General features: G+C 47.9%; 20 protein-coding genes. 17 read left to right on the plus strand and 3 right to left on the minus strand.

Annotated features, from left to right (window positions below; translation table 11 throughout):
* Window positions 1–109: 109 nt before the first annotated feature.
* Both KNO92_RS13825 and KNO92_RS13830 read right to left on the minus strand, forming a co-directional pair.
* A complete protein-coding gene (locus KNO92_RS13825) occupies window positions 110–520 on the minus strand; it encodes an SA1362 family protein (RefSeq protein ID WP_214761798.1) in 411 nt (136 codons plus the stop codon).
* A 14-nt stretch (window positions 521–534) separates the two neighbouring features.
* Complete coding sequence (locus tag KNO92_RS13830) at window positions 535–1,476, minus strand: DUF1385 domain-containing protein (protein ID WP_214748024.1); 942 nt, start codon at window positions 1,474–1,476, stop codon at window positions 535–537.
* Between the two features lie 141 nt (window positions 1,477–1,617).
* Between KNO92_RS13830 and aroQ the strand changes: the two genes are divergently transcribed.
* The 15 genes from aroQ (at window position 1,618) to spo0A (ending at window position 15,330) form a co-directional block, all read left to right on the plus strand.
* Window positions 1,618–2,055, plus strand: coding sequence for a type II 3-dehydroquinate dehydratase (aroQ, locus tag KNO92_RS13835; protein ID WP_214761800.1), 438 nt, complete (start codon window positions 1,618–1,620; stop codon window positions 2,053–2,055).
* Window positions 2,051–3,118: a M24 family metallopeptidase gene (locus tag KNO92_RS13840; RefSeq protein WP_214761806.1), complete on the plus strand. Its 1,068-nt coding sequence runs from the start codon at window positions 2,051–2,053 to the stop codon at window positions 3,116–3,118. The genes aroQ and KNO92_RS13840 overlap by 5 nt, the downstream gene beginning before the upstream one ends.
* 29 nt (window positions 3,119–3,147) lie before the next feature.
* Window positions 3,148–3,714 carry an elongation factor P gene (efp, locus tag KNO92_RS13845; RefSeq protein ID WP_214692975.1) on the plus strand — a complete coding sequence of 189 codons (567 nt, stop codon included), beginning with the start codon at window positions 3,148–3,150 and terminating at the stop codon, window positions 3,712–3,714.
* Window positions 3,715–3,831: 117 nt separating this feature from the next.
* Window positions 3,832–4,281 carry an acetyl-CoA carboxylase biotin carboxyl carrier protein gene (accB, locus tag KNO92_RS13850; RefSeq protein WP_214692970.1) on the plus strand — a complete coding sequence of 150 codons (450 nt, stop codon included), beginning with the start codon at window positions 3,832–3,834 and terminating at the stop codon, window positions 4,279–4,281.
* 7 nt (window positions 4,282–4,288) lie between these two features.
* Window positions 4,289–5,632: an acetyl-CoA carboxylase biotin carboxylase subunit gene (gene accC, locus KNO92_RS13855; protein ID WP_214748033.1), complete on the plus strand. Its 1,344-nt coding sequence runs from the start codon at window positions 4,289–4,291 to the stop codon at window positions 5,630–5,632.
* Between the two features lie 112 nt (window positions 5,633–5,744).
* Entirely contained in the window at window positions 5,745–6,131 is a 387-nt protein-coding gene (gene nusB, locus KNO92_RS13860) for a transcription antitermination factor NusB (RefSeq protein ID WP_214692966.1), read from the plus strand.
* Between the two features lie 63 nt (window positions 6,132–6,194).
* Entirely contained in the window at window positions 6,195–7,031 is an 837-nt protein-coding gene (folD, locus tag KNO92_RS13865) for a bifunctional methylenetetrahydrofolate dehydrogenase/methenyltetrahydrofolate cyclohydrolase FolD (RefSeq protein ID WP_214692965.1), read from the plus strand.
* A complete protein-coding gene (gene xseA / locus KNO92_RS13870) occupies window positions 7,024–8,370 on the plus strand; it encodes an exodeoxyribonuclease VII large subunit (protein ID WP_214692963.1) in 1,347 nt (448 codons plus the stop codon). The genes folD and xseA overlap by 8 nt, the downstream gene beginning before the upstream one ends.
* Window positions 8,345–8,569 carry an exodeoxyribonuclease VII small subunit gene (xseB, locus tag KNO92_RS13875; RefSeq protein WP_074033298.1) on the plus strand — a complete coding sequence of 75 codons (225 nt, stop codon included), beginning with the start codon at window positions 8,345–8,347 and terminating at the stop codon, window positions 8,567–8,569. The genes xseA and xseB overlap by 26 nt, the downstream gene beginning before the upstream one ends.
* Window positions 8,566–9,444: a polyprenyl synthetase family protein gene (locus KNO92_RS13880; protein WP_214692961.1), complete on the plus strand. Its 879-nt coding sequence runs from the start codon at window positions 8,566–8,568 to the stop codon at window positions 9,442–9,444. Before xseB ends, KNO92_RS13880 begins: the two co-directional genes overlap by 4 nt.
* Before the next feature lie 123 nt (window positions 9,445–9,567).
* Window positions 9,568–11,460, plus strand: coding sequence for a 1-deoxy-D-xylulose-5-phosphate synthase (dxs, locus tag KNO92_RS13885; RefSeq protein WP_214692955.1), 1,893 nt, complete (start codon window positions 9,568–9,570; stop codon window positions 11,458–11,460).
* Between the two features lie 6 nt (window positions 11,461–11,466).
* Entirely contained in the window at window positions 11,467–12,282 is an 816-nt protein-coding gene (locus KNO92_RS13890; RefSeq protein WP_214692950.1) for a TlyA family RNA methyltransferase, read from the plus strand.
* A 155-nt stretch (window positions 12,283–12,437) separates the two neighbouring features.
* Window positions 12,438–12,887: a transcriptional regulator AhrC/ArgR gene (gene ahrC, locus KNO92_RS13895; protein WP_074033294.1), complete on the plus strand. Its 450-nt coding sequence runs from the start codon at window positions 12,438–12,440 to the stop codon at window positions 12,885–12,887.
* Between the two features lie 13 nt (window positions 12,888–12,900).
* Window positions 12,901–14,598 (plus strand): DNA repair protein RecN, encoded by a 1,698-nt coding sequence (recN, locus tag KNO92_RS13900; protein WP_214692943.1) that lies wholly within the window; start codon window positions 12,901–12,903, stop codon window positions 14,596–14,598.
* A complete protein-coding gene (spo0A, locus tag KNO92_RS13905; RefSeq protein WP_214692941.1) occupies window positions 14,599–15,330 on the plus strand; it encodes a sporulation transcription factor Spo0A in 732 nt (243 codons plus the stop codon).
* Between the two features lie 655 nt (window positions 15,331–15,985).
* Here the strand turns inward: spo0A and KNO92_RS13910 are convergent.
* Entirely contained in the window at window positions 15,986–16,234 is a 249-nt protein-coding gene (locus tag KNO92_RS13910; RefSeq protein ID WP_074033291.1) for a DUF2627 domain-containing protein, read from the minus strand.
* Window positions 16,235–16,369: 135 nt separating this feature from the next.
* Between KNO92_RS13910 and KNO92_RS13915 the strand changes: the two genes are divergently transcribed.
* Both KNO92_RS13915 and yqiS read left to right on the plus strand, forming a co-directional pair.
* Window positions 16,370–18,007: a sigma 54-interacting transcriptional regulator gene (locus KNO92_RS13915; protein WP_214692939.1), complete on the plus strand. Its 1,638-nt coding sequence runs from the start codon at window positions 16,370–16,372 to the stop codon at window positions 18,005–18,007.
* 121 nt (window positions 18,008–18,128) lie between these two features.
* The gene (gene yqiS, locus KNO92_RS13920) at window positions 18,129–19,025 is read left to right on the plus strand and encodes a phosphate butyryltransferase (RefSeq protein WP_214692930.1); all 897 of its coding nucleotides are present in this window, start codon (window positions 18,129–18,131) and stop codon (window positions 19,023–19,025) included.
* The last annotated feature ends 15 nt before the right edge of the window (window positions 19,026–19,040 follow it).

Consider the following 19,040-nt stretch of genomic DNA (forward strand, 5'->3'; position numbering starts at 1 on the left):
TTTGTCGGGCAGAGCGCCTCGAGCTCGTTGGACATAAAAAAAGACGAACCAAATCGCACGTGGCGATTTGGTTCGTCAACAGCCTGAAGAGCGCCGCGGCGCTCCTTTTTTACATGTTGGCTTTCTTTTTCTTCTTCCCTTTTTTTCCTTCGATCACGGTGAGGTGCGGGGGATTGCTTCGATGTCCGTTCGATCGTTTGGACAACTTCGTGACATTCGAACCCGGCTTCTTATGTTTCTTATTCTTCACGGATGCGGAAGGTTTGACTTGAGGTCCACGGTTCCCTTGCATCCGTTTCTTAGAGGCTTGAGCGGTTTTACGATAGCGCATATCCTCTGGGGACATACGTCGTCCGATGAAAACGTGGTAGATCACATAAAAGACTAACCCGAATATCCCGATGAACAACAATTGTCTAAACAATCGACCGGGATCGGTGGCGAGCATATGCCCGACCCCGATGAAGCCTAAGATAAACACGATTGTTGCAGCGGTTGAACCAATTCGTTGTCTGATCATGGTGCTTCCTCCTCTTATCCCTCTCTATGAATGACCGATTCTCCTAACTCTTTACGTTCCCATGTCTCGAATGCTTCGATTGCGACTTGAATCTGTTCATCGCTCGGCTCTCGAGTCGTCAATAGCTGGAGTGACAGACCCGGTTTTCCGAGGAATGAAAGAAAGCGATGTTCACGGAAACGGTTGGTGAATTGTAGGACTTCAAATGAGATTCCGATGACGACAGGTAAGAGCGCAATTCGGCTGACGAGTCGTAGCCAAAGTGGATCAATTGGGACAATCATATACACGCCAATCCCGACGAAAACAGTGAACAAAATAAAACTCGACCCACAACGGTAATGAAGACGTGAGCTCTTTCGAACTTGTTCGACCGTAATCGGACGTCCGGACTCATAACAGTTGATGACCTTGTGTTCAGCCCCATGATATTGGAAGACGCGTTTAATGAGTGGCGTCAATGATATCAGATAGAGGTAACTGAGCAACAGTACTAATTTTATTCCCCCTTCAAGGAGGTTTTGAACCACGTGTCCGGAAAATAACGGCACGTCTTGAAACATCGAGGCAAGAAGAGCTGGGGTCACATTAAAAATCAACTTCCCAAAGACATAAGAAATCACACCGATGATGGCAATGAAGGCAATCATCCACATGCTTTGCTTCTGTTCCTCGTTCGTACTGACATCTTCACTCGGGTCGACGTCATAACGATCGCTTGCAAAATTCATATGCGCTGATCCGTTCTTCAAGGATTCATATAAGGCGACAATCCCTCTCAAAAACGGTACCTTTTTCAACGATTGGACCCACGGGACGAGGATGCGCGCTTGCTCGAACGTTTCGATGGAACCGTCTTTTCGCCGAATGGCGGATGCGCTCTCGGAGCGGCCTTGGAACATGACGCCTTCCACGAGTGCCTGTCCTCCGACAGGAATGTTTGGTTTAGAATTCATTCACTTTCCTCGATTCTTACAGAGTTGTACTTGAATTATACCGCGATTTATAAAAAAAACGAAAGGGCGGAAGGCTCGATTCACGTTCTTTCGATAAATTTGTTACAATAGATAAGACTTGACGAACGAGGGGGAAGAAGATTGCAGATTCTAGTGTTGAATGGTCCGAATTTAAATTTATTGGGTCGCCGTGAACCGGACGTGTATGGGGACGTGTCGTTAAAAGGTCTAGCTGCCGAAATGATGCTTGCTGCACCGGATGACGTCGAACTCACTTTCATTCAATCCAATCACGAAGGAGCGTTGATTGATGCGCTACATGATGCCTACGACTATGATGGTGTCATTTTGAACGCGGGTGCTTATACGCATACATCGATCGCGATTCGCGATGCCATATCTGCAATCGCTGCCCCGGTCGTTGAAGTACATATCTCGAACGTGCATGCCAGAGAAACATTTCGCCACGAGTCAAAACTCGCAGGCGTTTGTTTAGGTGTCATTACCGGCTTCGGGCTGACGAGTTACACGTTGGCACTGCATGCACTAATCGAACATTGGAGGAATCGACATGATTGAACGCGTATACAAACTGCAATCACAGTTAGAGGCAAACGAGATTGACGCATTGCTCGTCACAAAACGAGAGAACATCCGTTACTTATCAGGCTTCACTGGATCAAGCGGTGTGATCGTCATCACGGCGAAATCTGCAAGCTTTATCACAGACTTCCGTTACACGGAACAGGCGAACGATCAAGTAAATGGGTATGACATCATTGAACTTGATACGTCACTCATCAAATCGGTAGCAGATGTTGTGTCACGTGAGTCAATCGCACGCCTTGGAATCGAGCAAGACGCGATGACAGTTGGTCAATATCGCGCTTATGAAAAAGAAGTGGATGCAAATCTGATCGAGACGTCTGGAATCGTTGAAAAACTGCGCTTGATTAAGGATGAATCAGAGATTAAGATTATGAAGGAAGCTGCGGCAATCGCTGATGCAGCGTATGCACATATCCAGACATTCATTCGTCCGGGTCGTACCGAGAGAGAAGTCGCAAACGAACTCGAAATGTTCATGCGCTCAAAAGGTGCTGATTCGTCATCGTTCGATATGATTGTTGCCTCTGGTCTCCGCTCGGCACTTCCGCACGGCGTTGCGAGCGATAAGGTCATCGAATCTGGCGAACTTGTCACACTTGATTTTGGTGCTTACTATAAAGGGTACTGCTCAGATATTACGCGTACACTCGCGGTCGGACCGATTTCGGACGAGTTGCGTCAAATCTATGACACAGTGCTTCGTGCCCAACTCGCTGGTGTGGAAGGTACACGTGCTGGCATCACAGGGATTGAAGCTGACGCATTGACACGAGACATTATCAAAGAAGCAGGATATGGTGAATACTTCGGCCACTCGACAGGTCATGGTCTTGGCATGGAAGTGCACGAGGCACCTGGATTATCATTCCGCTCGGAAACAGTACTCGAGCCAGGGATGGTCGTCACGATTGAACCGGGTATTTACATTAACGGTGTCGGCGGTTGCCGAATTGAGGACGATGTCGTCGTTACGGAAGACGGATGTTACCGTCTGACGCAGTCGCCAAAAGAGTTAATTACGATTGAGGCTTGAGTCTCGTCTGAATTTAGGAGGAAATCAACATGGTATCAGTTAACGATTTAAAAACAGGATTGACAGTCAAAACATCTGACGGTTCGATTTGGCAAGTCATCGAATTCCAACACGTAAAACCAGGTAAAGGTGCAGCATTCGTTCGTACAAAAATGCGTAACTTGCGCAACGGAGCGATCCAAGAAACAACGTTCCGCGGCGGAGAAAAAATCGAGCGTGCGCACATCGAGCGTAAGCGTATGCAATATCTCTATCCAATGGGCGACACGTATGTCTTCATGGACAATGAATCATACGAGCAACTTGAGTTGACGAGTGAACAAGTGAAAGCAGCGCTTCCTTACTTGCTTGAAAACATGGAAGTCAGTATCGCGGACTACAATGGTGAGATTCTTGGAATCGAGCTTCCGACGAGCGTGGTGTTGACAATCATCGAAGCAGACCCAGGCGTCAAAGGGGACACAGCATCGAACGTGAAGAAAAACGCGACAGTTGAAACAGGTCATGTGATTCAAGTACCACTTTTCATCGAGCCAGGTGAAAAAGTGACGGTTGATACACGTACTGGAGAGTTCATGGGTCGTTACAACGGTTAATCTGAGAGAGTGTTCATTCGAATGAATGGGCACTCTTTTTTTCTCGTTGCATTCATTGGTCTGACCAGTTATAGTGAAGAGGAGATTAGTACCAGGTATAAACAGGGGGTAAGAAAGATGCAAATCGATCAAATCAAAGAGCTCATTCAACTATTGGACCAATCAACGGTTCATGAAATGGAGCTTGAAACATCTGATTTCAAACTGTCATTAAAGAAAGAAGCGCAAGCGGTCATGAGCGCGCCTGTGATGCAGACACAAGCAATCGCGCCACCTGCGCCTGCTGCTCAAGCAGAAGAACATAAAGAACAATCGACGCCAGAACAAGCGTCTTACCGTACAATCACCTCTCCAATGGTCGGAACGTTTTATTCCCGTCCAGCTCCGGATAAAGAAGCCTTCGTCAACGTAGGTGATCGAGTGGAGTCAGGACAAATCGTCTGTATTCTAGAGGCGATGAAACTGTTTAACGATGTCGAAGCGGAAATCAGTGGCGAAATCGTAGAAGTGCTCGTCGCAGATGGCGATCTCGTCGAATTCGGTCAACCGCTCTTCAGCGTGAAGTGAGGTCGTTATGAAATTATTAATCGCTAACCGTGGAGAAATCGCGGTTCGAATCATACGTGCTGCAAAAGAATTGAATATTCCGACGGTCGCTGTTTTTTCAGAAGCAGACCGTGAAGCATTACATGTTCATTTGGCCGACGAAGCATACTGTATTGGACCAAATCCGTCCAAAGACTCGTATTTGAACATTCCAAACATCTTGTCGGTCGCATGTGCCGTGGACGCGACGATGGTGCACCCTGGATACGGATTTTTAGCTGAAAATGCTGAATTTGCCGAGATGTGTGAGGCGTGTGGCATCCAATTTGTCGGGCCGAGTAGCTATGCCATCCGCAAGATGGGAATCAAGGATGAGGCCAAACGAACGATGATTGAGTCAGGTGTGCCGGTCGTCCCGGGTTCTAGCGGTGTCGTCACGGATGAAGAGGCCGTAGAACTCGCGCGCGAGATGGGCTATCCGGTCATTATCAAGGCGACGGCAGGTGGTGGGGGACGCGGTATTCGGGTCGCCCGAAACGAAGACGAACTCATCCAAGGGTTGGTCGCTACACGCAAAGAGGCGAAGCAGGCGTTCGGTAACGGAGACGTGTATCTCGAGAAATTTATCGAGTCGTTCCGTCACGTAGAAGTGCAAGTTCTCGCTGACCAATTCGGGAATGTGATTCATTTAGGCGAGCGTGATTGCACGATTCAACGACGGATGCAGAAGCTCGTTGAAGAAGCGCCATCACCTGCGATTGACGAAGCAACACGTCAAATGATGGGAGATGCGGCAGTCAAAGCGGCGAAAGCGATTCAATATTCTGGAGCGGGGACAATCGAGTTCATCTATGTTCCAGAATCCAATGAGTTCTATTTCATGGAAATGAATACGCGGATTCAAGTCGAGCACCCGGTCACGGAGATGATCACCGGATTCGATCTCGTGCAAGCACAATTAGAAGTGGCACTCGGGCATCCGCTCGCCATCTCTCAAGAAGACATCACGTTCTCTGGGCATTCGATTGAATGCCGGATCAACGCAGAAGACCCGTTCATGGATTTCCGTCCGATGGCAGGGAAAATCGATCAATACATCGTCCCAGGTGGTATGGGCGTTCGGGTGGACAGCGGTCTATATGCAGGAGCGATGATTCCTCCGTTTTATGACTCGATGGTCGCCAAGTTGATTGTGCACGCACCGACGCGTGACGAGGCGATTTTGAAGATGTTGCGCGCTTTGGACGAGTTTACGGTTTCAGGAATCAAAACGACGATTCCGTTCCATCAGCAAGTGATGGCACACGAGCAGTTCCGAATCGGCACATTCGACACGAAATTTGTCGAAAAAGAAATGTCATTGGCGAAATAACAACAACCAGGAAGCCCGAACATTATTTCGGCTTCCTGGTTTTTTGTACTGAATTTATGAGTGCTTTATGCTAAACTATCACAATGAAAGCATGTAAAAGGAGAGTAACTGAATGAAACGTCATGAAGCACGAGAGAAAGCGATTCAAACGCTTTTTCAAATCGAAGTATCTAAATTAGAGGTGGACGAAGCTATCGAATTCGCATTGGACGGGCAAGAGTCTGATCCGTTTTACGAACAACTCGTCACAGGAACGCTAGAGCATCAAGAGGATATCGACGCCTTGCTCGTCGAAAACTTGAAAAACTGGCGCTTGGATCGCCTAGGGAATGTCGAACGTACGATTTTACGAATGGCGACGTTTGAATTGTTATACGTTGAAACGATTCCGGAGAACGTCACCATCAACGAGGCGGTCGAACTCGCGAAATCGTTCGGAGACGAAGAAGCCGGTAAGCTCGTGAACGGCGTACTCGGCAACATTATTAAAGAAGACTAAAAAATAGAGATAAGACACCAGACCAACTACAGAAAAACCTAAAGACAACGGGGGATGAGAGAGATGGCAGTAGTGATCGACGGGAAACAAGTGGCAGCATCATATCGAGAAACGTTAAAAGAGCGTGTGACAGCACTTCGTGCACGCAACATCGTACCGAAATTGAAAGTAGTATTGATTGGGGATGACCCAGCAAGTCATAGCTATGTACGCGGGAAAGAACGGGCAGCACAAGAAATCGGAATCGATTCGCAAGTGCTCCGTTTTGATGAGACGATTAGCGAGAAAGAATTGCTCGACTTGATTGACTTGATGAATGAGGATGAGGAAGTACACGGGATTCTCGTGCAACTTCCACTACCAAAACACATTGACGAATCACGAGTCATCATGCGCATCTCTCCTGAAAAGGATGTAGACGGCTTCCATCCTGAGAACGTCGGAAAGATGATGCTCGGTCTTGATACGTTGCTTCCATGTACACCACACGGCATCTTGCATCTCGCAAAGACACAAACTGAGATCGCTGGGAAACACGTCGTGGTCGTCGGTCGCAGTCAAATCGTCGGAAAACCAGTCGGCATGTTGTTCTTGAATGAGTCTGCTACGGTCACGTACTGTCACTCGAAAACGAAAGACCTTGGAGAAATGACACGACAGGCTGACATCTTAATTGTCGCAGTTGGGCGTGCAAGTCTCGTTACTGCGGACATGGTCAAACCTGGTGCGCTCGTCATCGACGTCGGCGTCAACCGTGTCGAAGGTCGTCTCGTTGGCGACGTCGACTATGAGGCCGTTAAAGAGAAGGCGAGTGCGATTACACCGGTTCCTGGCGGTGTCGGTCCAATGACGATCACGATGCTTATGCACAACACGGTCGAGGTAGCGTCACGTGGCTAATCCACTTCCGGTCTCCGAAGTTGTTCGATATGTGAAGCGACAACTCGATGATGATGTCTTGCTTCGACAAGTCGCGGTCATCGGTGAGATCTCGAATTTTAAACGCTATTCATCTGGTCATTGTTATTTCACCTTGAAAGATGATGCGTCCCGCATGAAAGCCGTCATGTTCTCTCGAGATGCGAAACAGCTTCAATTCGAACCGAAAGATGGAATGAAGGTCATCGCCGTCTCAAGAGTGACTATGTATGAAGCGACCGGTGACGTTCAATTGTACGTCGAACTGATGCGTCAAGACGGAATCGGTTTATTATATGAACAGTATGAGGCGAGAAAACGTGAACTTGAGGAGAAGGGTTGGTTTGATGTAGACCGAAAACAACTCCTTCCGACGTTTCCTGAGCGGATCGGAATTGTCACATCTCCGAAAGGGGCAGCGTTACATGATATCGCGACCACACTTCGGCGTCGTGCGCCCCACGTTGCCATCACATTCGCCCCTGTGGCTGTACAGGGCGAAATGGCTGCCCCACAAGTGGCATCTGCCATTCGGTGGATGAATGAACGGACCGACTGTGATGTGCTCATCGTCGGCCGTGGTGGCGGCTCGATTGAGGAATTGTGGGCGTTTAATGAGGATGTAGTGGTCGAAGCCATCTATGCGTCGACCATCCCGATCATCTCTGCTGTCGGTCACGAGACGGATTATACGCTCGCAGATTTTGTCGCAGATGTTCGGGCCGCAACTCCGACAGCGGCGGCCGAACTCGCCACAGCGATGATTGACGCCCAGCGGAAAGATGTAGAGCGTCTAGACACCCATCTGCATAAAGCCGTCAGGATTCAACTCGATGATTCTCGGAACCGTGTAGATCGGATGATTAACAGTTATGGCTTGAAATCGCCACGATATACGATTTCTCAAAAGCGAGAACGGTTTGCTCAGTCGGAAATCCGCCTCGAGCAAGGGATGAAACGACATCTTTCAGAAGCGACTCACAAGCTCCGTCAGTTGTCACAACAGCTAGATGTGAAACGGTTCTCAAAAACCTTGTCGCAACAAGGAGAACAGGTCAATCAAATGGTCGATCGACTTCGTCGGACAAAACCATTAGAACAATCGAAACGACAATTTACACAACAGGTAGGAAGATTGCATGCGGTCAGTCCGCTTGCGGTCCTATCACGGGGCTACACGTTCATTGAACAAGATGGAGCATACGTGCAAAATGTGAAAGAATTACGCGATGGAGACATCTCGATTCGTTTTCGGGACGGTCACGCTGTCGCTGAAGTGAAGGAGAGGATTGTTGGTGACGAAACAAGAACAGACGTTTGAAGCGGCACTTGAACGACTCGAACAGATTGTCGCTCAACTTGAGACTGGTGACGTACCATTAGAGGAAGCGATGACTTTATATGAAGAAGGTGTCCGGTTATCTGCTTTGTGCCAGACAAAACTCTCGGCCGCTGAAAAGAAAATGGACGAAATACTCGAGTTAGACGGTACCCTTCGTGAAAAAGGAGGGTCTGCATGAACCGCACGGATGATTTGAACAAGTGGAAGCGAACTGTCGAAGAATCGATGCGTTCGCTCATTGAGGCGAGTGACATGCCGACGCGACTTCGCGATGCGATGGTCTATTCTCTAGAAGCGGGCGGAAAACGAATACGTCCCGCGCTTGTCTATGCTGTTCTAGAAACGTACGGTGTTCCACTCGAGCGAGGTAGCGAGGTTGCGGCGACGCTCGAGATGGTCCATACATATTCGCTCATTCACGATGACTTGCCGGCGATGGATGATGATGATCTTCGCCGGGGTCGACCGACGAATCACCGACAGTTTGATGAGGCGACTGCCATTTTAGCAGGAGATGCGCTTTTGACGGATGCGTTTCGCATTCTCACACAAATGTCGCTCCCTGCTGGAGAAATCGTCGAAATCATTCGCGTTTTCGGTCTAGCAGCTGGTAGCTCTGGCATGGTCGGCGGTCAGTTGGACGATATGCTCGCTGAGAAACGGAGTGACGTCACGTTACAGGAACTCCAGTCGATTCATGAACGAAAGACGGGTGCTCTGCTCGTCTATGCGCTTGAGGCGGGTGGGATCCTGGCCGGTGTGTCAGAGGAAGATCGGACACAATTAAAACAGTTCGGCCGACACCTTGGCATCGCATTTCAGATTCAAGACGATATCCTAGATGTCGTCGGAGACGAGAAGGCAATCGGGAAACGTGTTGGTTCGGATGAAGAGAACGAAAAAACGACGTATCCGAAACTGCTCGGATTAGACGGGGCGAAGCGTGCACTCGATGCAGAAGTAGAGGCGGCGACCTTTGCTATCGAGTCGCTTTCGATTCAAGCTCCGCTATTATTAGACTTGTTGGCGTTTGTGGTGAAACGAAATCATTGACCCAGGTGACACGATGAGCACATCGTGTCACCTTTGTTTTGGGGAATGTGTGGCATCTACCGTCACATTCTTGTAAAATGTAAGGTACGAATCAGTAAAATGTGAGGAGAAAGGATGGTCATTATGGACTTGACATCCATTCAAGACCCGTCATTCCTGAAAAGGATGTCTGTCACCGAACTCGAATCACTCGGCTCAGACATTAGACGATTCTTGATTGAAAAATTGGCAGTGACGGGAGGGCATTTAGCGCCAAACTTAGGAGTTGTAGAGTTGACGCTAGCCCTGCACCGTGTATTTGACAGTCCGAAAGACCAATTTGTATGGGACGTCGGTCATCAGGCATACGTTCATAAAATTTTGACAGGACGTACGAGCCAGTTTGATACCCTTCGACAATACAACGGGTTGTGTGGTTTCCCTAAACGTTGTGAGAGTGAACATGATGTATGGGAAACTGGTCACAGTTCGACGTCGCTTTCAGCAGCAATGGGGATTGCAATCGCAAATGAATTAAAGGGACGTGCGAATGATCGTGCCATTGCCATCATCGGTGATGGAGCGTTAACCGGAGGAATGGCCCTCGAGGCGTTGAACCATATTGGTGCCGAGAAGCAGAATGTCATCGTCATCTTGAATGACAATGAGATGTCCATCGCACCGAACGTTGGGGCGATGCATAATATGCTCGGTCGAATCCGTGCGTCGCGTAAATTGAAGCATGCACGTGAAGAGATGGAATCAATCATCAAGCATATTCCACTCGTCGGCAATTCACTCGAACGAAGTGGGGAGCGAGTAAAAGATTTGTTGAAGTCTGCACTCATTCCAGGCACATTCTTTGAAGAACTCGGTTTCACTTACTTTGGACCGACAGACGGTCACGATTTGAAAGACTTGCTTGAGACACTCGAGTATGCGAAAAAAATCGATGGACCGGTTCTCGTTCATGTCATCACGAAAAAAGGGAAGGGTTACCGTCCCGCTGAGTTAGACGGTGTTGGAACATGGCACGGTTTAGGACCTTACAAGATTGAGTCAGGTGAAGTGATCAAGGGGAAACCGAAAGGACCTAGCTATTCGAAAGTCGTCGCTGAGACGATCACGAGAGTGGCAGAGTCGGATGAGCGGGTGACGTTGATCACGCCTGCAATGAGTGTCGGTTCAAAACTCGACTGCTTCACGAAAAAATTCCCGGAACGCATGTTTGATGTCGGGATTGCCGAGCAGCATGCGGTAACGTTAGCGGGAGGTCAGGCAACACAAGGTTTGAAACCGGTCGTCTCGATTTACTCTACATTCTTCCAGCGCGCGTACGACCAACTTGTCCATGACATTTGTCGTCAAAACTTGAACGTTGTATTCACGATTGACCGTTCAGGACTTGTCGGGGCAGATGGAGAGACGCACCAAGGGGTATTCGATATCGCCTTCATGCGTCACGTACCGAACATTCGAATTTTGATGGCGAAAGATGAAGAAGAGTTACAACAACTCGTTTACTCAGCGCTTCGTTATGATGATGGACCGATTGCAATCCGCTTCCCTCGTGGCGAAGGGATTGGCGTGCCGATGAGTGATACGCTCCAAGAAATCTCGCTCGATGATTGGGAAGTCGAGGCAGAAGGAACGGATGTCGCCATTTTGACGTTTGGACCACAAGTTCAAGATGCTTTGGAAGTACGTTCATTATTAGAAGGCAAGCTCAGTGTGCGTGTCATCAATTGTCGTACGATCAAACCGCTCGATGATGCAATGCTCACTTCTTTATATGCAGAAGGCATTCCGCTCGTGACACTTGAAGAAGCGGCACTCGCAGGTGGCTTTGGAAGCAGTGTGTTAGAACATGCGAATGAAACAGGAGCGTTCCCGCGGATTCAACGCCTCGGGATTCCAGACCGATATATCGAGCACGGCGGTGTCAACCAACTTTTGGAAGAGATTGGTCTCCGACCAGCCCAAATGGCGGAATCGATTGAGCGGTTCGTGATGGAGACAAATCGACAGAATGTGTGAGGGATTATGGAAAAAAGAACGAAAACAAGATTAGATGTACTACTCGTCGAACGCGGTCTCGCTGAAACACGAGAGAAGGCGAAACGGGCCGTCATGGCCGGTCTTGTCTACAGTGGGACCGAACGTCTGGATAAAGCAGGCGATAAAGTGTTTGACGATATCCCTCTTGAAGTGAAAGGTCAAGTTCTACCGTACGTCGGACGAGGCGGACTGAAGCTTGAGAAAGCTCTGCAAGTATTTCCGCTCGACGTACAAAATCGTGTAGGGATTGATATTGGTTCCTCTACGGGAGGCTTTACAGACTGTGCGCTTCAAAACGGGGCCACACAAATGTATGCGGTCGATGTCGGTTACAACCAGCTCGCTTGGAAGCTTCGCAGCGATGATCGCGTCATCGTTATGGAACGGATGAATTTCCGTCATGCGACAGCCGATCAATTCCCCGTCAAACCGGATTTTGCGACGATCGATGTTTCTTTCATCTCACTTCGTCTCATGGTGCCACCTCTTAAAGCGATTTTAAAGCAAGAAGGGGTCGTCATGGCGCTCGTTAAACCTCAATTCGAAGCCGGTAAAGCCGACGTCGGAAAGAAAGGGATTGTGCGAGACCGTGACGTACATGAGCGTGTGGCGAGTGATATGGTTCGCTATTTTGCATCGGAAGGGTTCTTCGTCGAAGGATTGGATTACTCCCCGATCACGGGTGGAGACGGAAATATTGAATTCCTCTTATTCGCCCGTTATACGGGAATAGGCGGGATCGAACCATCGCTACGAGTCGAAGACGTGGTAGATGCGGCACATGCCAAACTAAAGGGATAAGCAATGGCTACAGACAGATTTGTCTGTAGCTTTTTCTTATCGACGAAGAAGAGATGGGGAATGGTGGAAATACCCACTGGAATGCTAGACCTTTTTTCGACAATACTTTAGAATGATAATGTGTATGTGAAACGAAGAATGAGGTGTCAGCGCTTATGAATAAAGGACAGCGATTGATTAAAATTCGAGACATCGTGACGAATCGTGAAATCGAGACGCAAGATGAATTAGTAGACGAACTTCGTCGCCTAGGATATCCCGTCACACAGGCGACTGTATCTCGGGATATTAAAGAGTTACATTTAGTGAAAGTTCCTTTGAATGACGGACGATACAAATACAGCTTGCCTGCGGATCAGCGGTTTAACCCATACGGAAAAATGAAGCGCATCCTCGGTGACAGCTTCGTCTCGGTCGACTCAGCTCAAAACTTGGTTGTTATGAAAGTGTTACCAGGTAATGCGGATGCAATCGGCGTCTTGATTGACCATCTGTCATGGGATGAATTAATTGGAACAGTTTGTGGGGATGACACGATTCTCATGATTGCTCGCGATGAGGAGAAAGCGAAGCAAATCATCGAGCGACTACTCGGAATGTTATGAGGTGAAAGTACGTATGTTGGCAGAACTATCAATCAAACAGTTTGCGATTATCGACGAATTAAACATTCCGTTTAATCGGGGCATGACCGTTCTCACAGGTGAGACAGGTGCCGGTAAATCGATTTTGTTAGATGCGATTGGGTTGCTTGTTGGAGGACGTGGATCGAGCGAGTTCGTTCGTTATGGTCAGGATAAGGCCGAAATCGAAGGAATGTTCATGGTTGAATCGGATCATCCGGTCATTGAGGCGGCCGAACAATATGGCATTGAAATCGAGGACGGGACAGTCATTTTGCGCCGAGACTTACATAGTAGCGGGAAAAGCGTCTGCCGTGTGAATGGAAAGATGATGCCACTCTCGACGCTACGTGAATTCGGTCGCTTGCTTGTCGATATCCATGGTCAGCATGAACATCAACACTTGATGGACTCAGAATTTCACTTGGGCATTCTCGATCATTATGCCGAAAAGGAAATCGGACCACTATTAGAGGAGTATCAGACAGCGTACGCATCCTGGAAAAAAGTCGCGGATGAACTGAAGCGACTCAGTCAAAGCGAACAAGAGCTTGCACAACGCATGGATTTGCTATCGTTTCAAACAAAAGAGATTGAGGCGGCTGAACTAAAGGCAGGTGAGGAACAGGCGTTAATGGAAGAACGGGATGAATTAGCGAACTTTGAACGCATTCATCAACACATTCGCCTGTCTTATGAGGCGGTCGCGGAAGATTCGAACGGACTTGACCAAATCGGGGTCGCAATGCGCGAGATGGAAGAAGCTTCTCAATTGTCCTCTTCCCTCGCATCCGTGTCAGAAACAATCTCGAATGCTTATTATTTGCTCGAAGATGCGAAGTTTCAGTTGCGGGATCAACTCGACTCACTTGAGTTCGATCCGATTCGGTTGGATGAAATTGAGTCACGTCTAGCGCTGTTCCAACAGCTTAAGCGGAAATATGGCACGACAATCGAAGAAGTCATCGCTTACGGGGAACAAGTATCCGATGAATTGAAATCGATGACGAATCGTGAGGAGTTGCTGCAAACACTGTCAGAAGACCTTGTCCGACTAGAGACGGTTGCAAAAGAGGCAGGTGCACGACTGTCAGCGTCACGTAAAGCGGCGGCCGAGTCCCTTCAGCACGACATCCATCGAGAACTAAAAGAATTGTATATGGAGAAAACAGCGTTTGAAGTTCGATTCCGAACGACGCCATTAAAACAAGACGGTCTTGATGATGTCGAATTTTATATGATGACGAACGTTGGGGAACCGTTCAAGCCGCTTGCGAAAGTGGCTTCAGGTGGTGAACTTTCTCGTGTCATGTTAGCCCTTAAATCAATCTTTTCCCGAACGGTGGGAGTCGCATCGATTATCTTTGATGAAGTTGATACAGGAGTATCAGGGCGTGTCGCACAAGCAATGGGAGAAAAAATCTTCCGTCTGTCTGTCGGTTCGCAAGTACTGTGTATCACGCATTTAGCGCAAGTTGCTGCAATGGCAGATCAACACCTTTACATCACGAAGACGGAAACAAACGACCGGACGAAGACGAACGTTGCCACTCTTGACCGTGAGAGCCGGATTGACGAGCTAGGTCGAATGATTGCGGGTATTCAAATGACAGACTTGACGAAGCAACATGTTGAAGAGTTGCTCGAAATGTCACAGCAAGTAAAACAGAAGTTCATCAAAGGAGTGTCATAAGTGATTACATTATGTATTGCGGACGACAATCGAGAAATCGTCGATTTGTTGAGCCGACAACTAGAATCTGAGCCTGATCTCCGTGTCGTTGGAACAGCGCACGATGGTGAAGCATGCTTAGAGGTCGTCAAGACACACCAACCGGATGTACTCTTACTCGATATTATCATGCCTCATTTGGATGGAATCGGAGTATTGCAACGTTTACATGAAGAGCTCGGAGATGCTAAGCCAGAAGTGATCATGTTGAGTGCGTTCGGAAAAGATGAAGTGACGAAACAAGCGGTTCAATTGGGTGCCTCTTACTTTCTCGTCAAACCTTTCAATATCCAACAACTGTTGACGAAAATTCGTGAGTTGTCGGATGGTGCGAATCGCGAATTCGAAGGAATGTCTCCAGATGAAATTGAAATTTCGCTCTTGCTCCAACAGCTTGGCATTTCTCCTCGAATCAAAGGGTTCAAGTATATCCGCCAAGCTGTCATATACGTACGCGAGCGTCAAGAGTTGCTCGGATTGATCACAAAGGAATTGTATCCGATGGTCGCAAAAGAGCATGATACGACTTCGTCACGTGTAGAGCGGGCGATGCGTCACGCCATCAAGACGGCGTGGGAGAATGGCATGCGCGACCATGAGATGTTTGAAGGGCGACCTGAGCGTGAACGGAGTCCGAAGAACTCGGAGTTCATTTCGTATTTCGTCACCTACTTGTCGTTTAAAAGTAATTGAATCGTTCAGAAGGACTAAGCCGTTTGATGGCTTAGTCCTTCTTGTAAAATAATCATTAAAAAATTTATTTACTTTATGAAAGAAAGCGCTTGCAAAACGAGCATGTTTTGTTATAATAAAGGTGTACCAAGTTACTTGGACAAGCGTCAGATGAACGCTTTTCAAACTTGTTCCGGAGCAATGTTTGAAGAAACAAAATCATCTCGGTTCGCTATCCGACAATAGCTCAGAGGTGGGAACGACATCTCAAGTCGTTAATGTCCCGACGTGAGGTCGCGACAGTCGCTCATTCGCGAGGCGATTCTATCATCAACTCGAAGCTAGGGGTTGGTATAGGAAAAACAAATCGTTCAGTTAACCAAAAGGAGTGTTGTCAACCGTTGAACAGTTTATGGCAAGCGTTCGACTTCACGATGGATGGTTGGACATGATCCGATAACTAAAAAAGTTAGTAACTCGAATGGAAACGTTCCGTTCACGCAAGACGGCAGTTACTAAAGTTCTTTCATACTTCTTCATTAAGAAGACGTTGGATCTCATGTCAAAGGAAGTAAAGCAGTTGGAAAGGAGATCATCCGTAGTGATCACAATTCAATACGAATAAAAGGTTCCGCACTTGAAATGAAGTCAAGTTAGGGAACCTTTTTTTGTGCGCTTATGAGTCGAGTCGTTGTACTTTACCTGTTTTTTTGTCGCGGTTAAATATATAGCCAGCTACAAATCCGATCCCGCCCATGGCGAGCAGAAGTCCGAACGTCCCCTGCAACATGGAGGCGGCAGCGAGTGAATCAATCCATGTGAACGGTCCACTCGTCTTCAAAAAGAAGCTATCACGAAGTAATTTGATTCCGTAAACACCGAGTAAACCAGGGACGATTAAGATTAGAAGCGCGATGAAACGCATGCAATCTCCTCCTTTACCATACATTATTTTAACAGAAATTCAGTCATTCCACACTGTCTATTTTTAGTCGGCTTGCGCATCATGTTCGGATTCAGTAGCATGAAGATGAGAAGAGAGAAAGATGGGGGAATTCTTATGAACAAACGATTGATGATTGTCGGGGCAGGAAAAGGAGGAACGGAAGTCCTGAACATGTTGATGGACTCTCCGCTTGCTACGATCGTAGCGGTCGTGGACTCCGATGCATCAGCTGAAGGGATCGCACTTGCCAAAAGTTATGGCATCGCCGTGACGGATAATTGGACGAAATATGCGGATGCATCATTAGACTTTGTCATTGAGACGACAGGGCAGCATCAAACGTTTGAAGAGTTGAAGGATCATTATCAAGACGCAGTTGTGTTGCCGGGAGAGTTTATTCGGATCGTTGTCGAGCGATTGAAACAGAATCAACAGATGCTTGAGGCGATCATCGAATGTACGAGTGAAGCGATTTCGGTAGCCGATCATCACGGCAACACCATCTTGATCAATCCGTCATATACCCGGTTGACGGGATTTAAAAAAGAGGATGTCGTCGATAAGCCTGCCACTGCCGACATCGGCATGCAGGAGAGTGTGCATATGAAAGTATTATCGACGGGACAAGGGGTCCGAGACATCCGGATGCAAATCGGGGCGACGCGACGTGACATCCTTGTGAATGCCGAACCGATCATCGTTGAGGGAAAATTGCGAGGCTCGGTCGGCGTCATCCGCGACGTGTCTCAAATTCGTGCGCTTCGTGATGAATTACAAGAAGCGAAAACACGCATTCGAAATCTAGAGGCGAAATATCAGTTTGCCGATATCATCGCGACAAGTGATACGATGCGATTCGTCATCGATCAAGCGAAATTGGCAGCTGTGACACCGGTGACAGTATTGATTCGCGGAGAATCGGGAACAGGAAAAGAACTGTTCGCCCATGCCATTCATGGGGAGTCCCCTCGGAAATTCAAAAAGTTTATCCGGGTAAACTGTGCGGCCATTTCACCCACGCTTCTCGAAAGTGAACTGTTCGGCTATGAAGATGGTGCGTTCAGCGGTGCGAAGCGTGGCGGAAAGACCGGTTACTTCGAGGAAGCAGACGGTGGCTCGCTCTTTTTGGACGAAATCGGAGAACTGCCACTCGATGTCCAAGTGAAGCTTCTACGTGTCCTTCAAGAAAATGAGATCGTACGAGTCGGAGGGACGACGGCAATTCCGATCGATGTCCGCATCATCGCTGCGACGAATGCCGATCTTGAACAGAAAGTGGCAGACGGGGCGTTTCGTGAAGATTTGTATTATCGCATCAATCGAATGCCCATCCATATCCCTCCCCTTCGTGAACGGTTGAATGAACTCGAGGCACTTTGTGACCGGATCATTCGAAAGTTGAATCAAGAGTATGGTCGGAGTGTACAAGGGGTGGATGAAGATGCCCTCGTGCTCCTAAAAAGTCAGCATTGGAAGGGGAACGTCCGGGAACTTGAGAATGTGATTGGTCGGGCGATGATTTATATGGCGAGCACGGAACAATGGATTGCCCCACATCACCTGCAATTATCACCTCGAACGCCGAGTCAGAAAGTCGTTGAGTCCCGAACGCTCCATGAGGCGGTTGCGAAATATGAGCGTGATTTGATTGAACGAACGATTGAAGAAACTGGTGGGAATAAGTCAGAAGCTGCACGTCGATTAAAAATTTCAATTCGAACTTTGTATAACAAATTAGAAACCATGCAGTAAAATGCATGAATTTTTCTGCATGGCGAGCAATTATTTGCATGGTCATCCGCATAATAAAGCGCTTACAATTCAGGAAAGAAACTTGCTTATGTTATAGTGTAGAGAGCAAGGGGGGACAATGATGAATTTTGAACGGATGCTGACGAACGCAAAACAACTAGAGGGTTGTACGGTATCCATTGCGGGGGCAGCGGATGAAGAAGTGATCCGAGCCGTAAAACTTGCCACGAATCATGGATTGTCACGTTTCATTTTATTTGGTGAAGCCCGGGAAATCCGAAAGTTATGTGAACAGTATGGAATCGATGAGTCAGACGTCGATATTTTACATGCAAAAGGTGATGTAGAAATTGCCAGACGTGCTGCACTAGCCGTGAAAAACAAAGAGGCGGATGTGCTCATGAAAGGGATGGTGTCGACATCGACATTCATGAAAGCCGTCCTCAATCGAGAGGCCGGTCTTCGGACGAACCGGACGCTCAGTCATATCGCACTCTTTCAAATTCCAAATCGGGAAAAATTGATTGGTGTGACCGATGCTGCAATCCATATCGCGCCAACGCTCGAAGAAAAGGTCGAAATCATTCATAATGCGGTAGAAGCGATGCATGACATCGGTTACGAATCGCCAAAAGTCGCAGCGATTGGGGCTGTTGAGGTTGTCAATCCGCAGATGAACGCGACGCTCGATGCCGCGTTGCTCAGTCAGATGAATCGTCGGGGACAAATCAAAGGCTGTATCGTAGATGGACCGCTCGCCCTTGATAACGCGGTCGATATGGTCGCAGCGAAACAAAAAGGAATCAATAGTGAAGTGGCGGGGCAAGCAGATTTATTAGTCGTACCATACATAGAGGTCGGCAACGTCCTTTATAAATCAATCATGTATTTCGCAGAGGCGAGCGTTGCGGCGATTGTCGTTGGCGCATCTGCCCCTGTCGTATTGACGAGTCGTGCCGATACAGCGGAGGCGAAACTTTATTCCCTCGCATTCGCTTTGTTACATGCCAAAAACTAATCGTATTTAACAGGA

This window comes from Exiguobacterium sp. s129, from assembly GCF_018617585.1.
Lineage (GTDB): Bacteria > Bacillota > Bacilli > Exiguobacteriales > Exiguobacteriaceae > Exiguobacterium > Exiguobacterium aestuarii_A.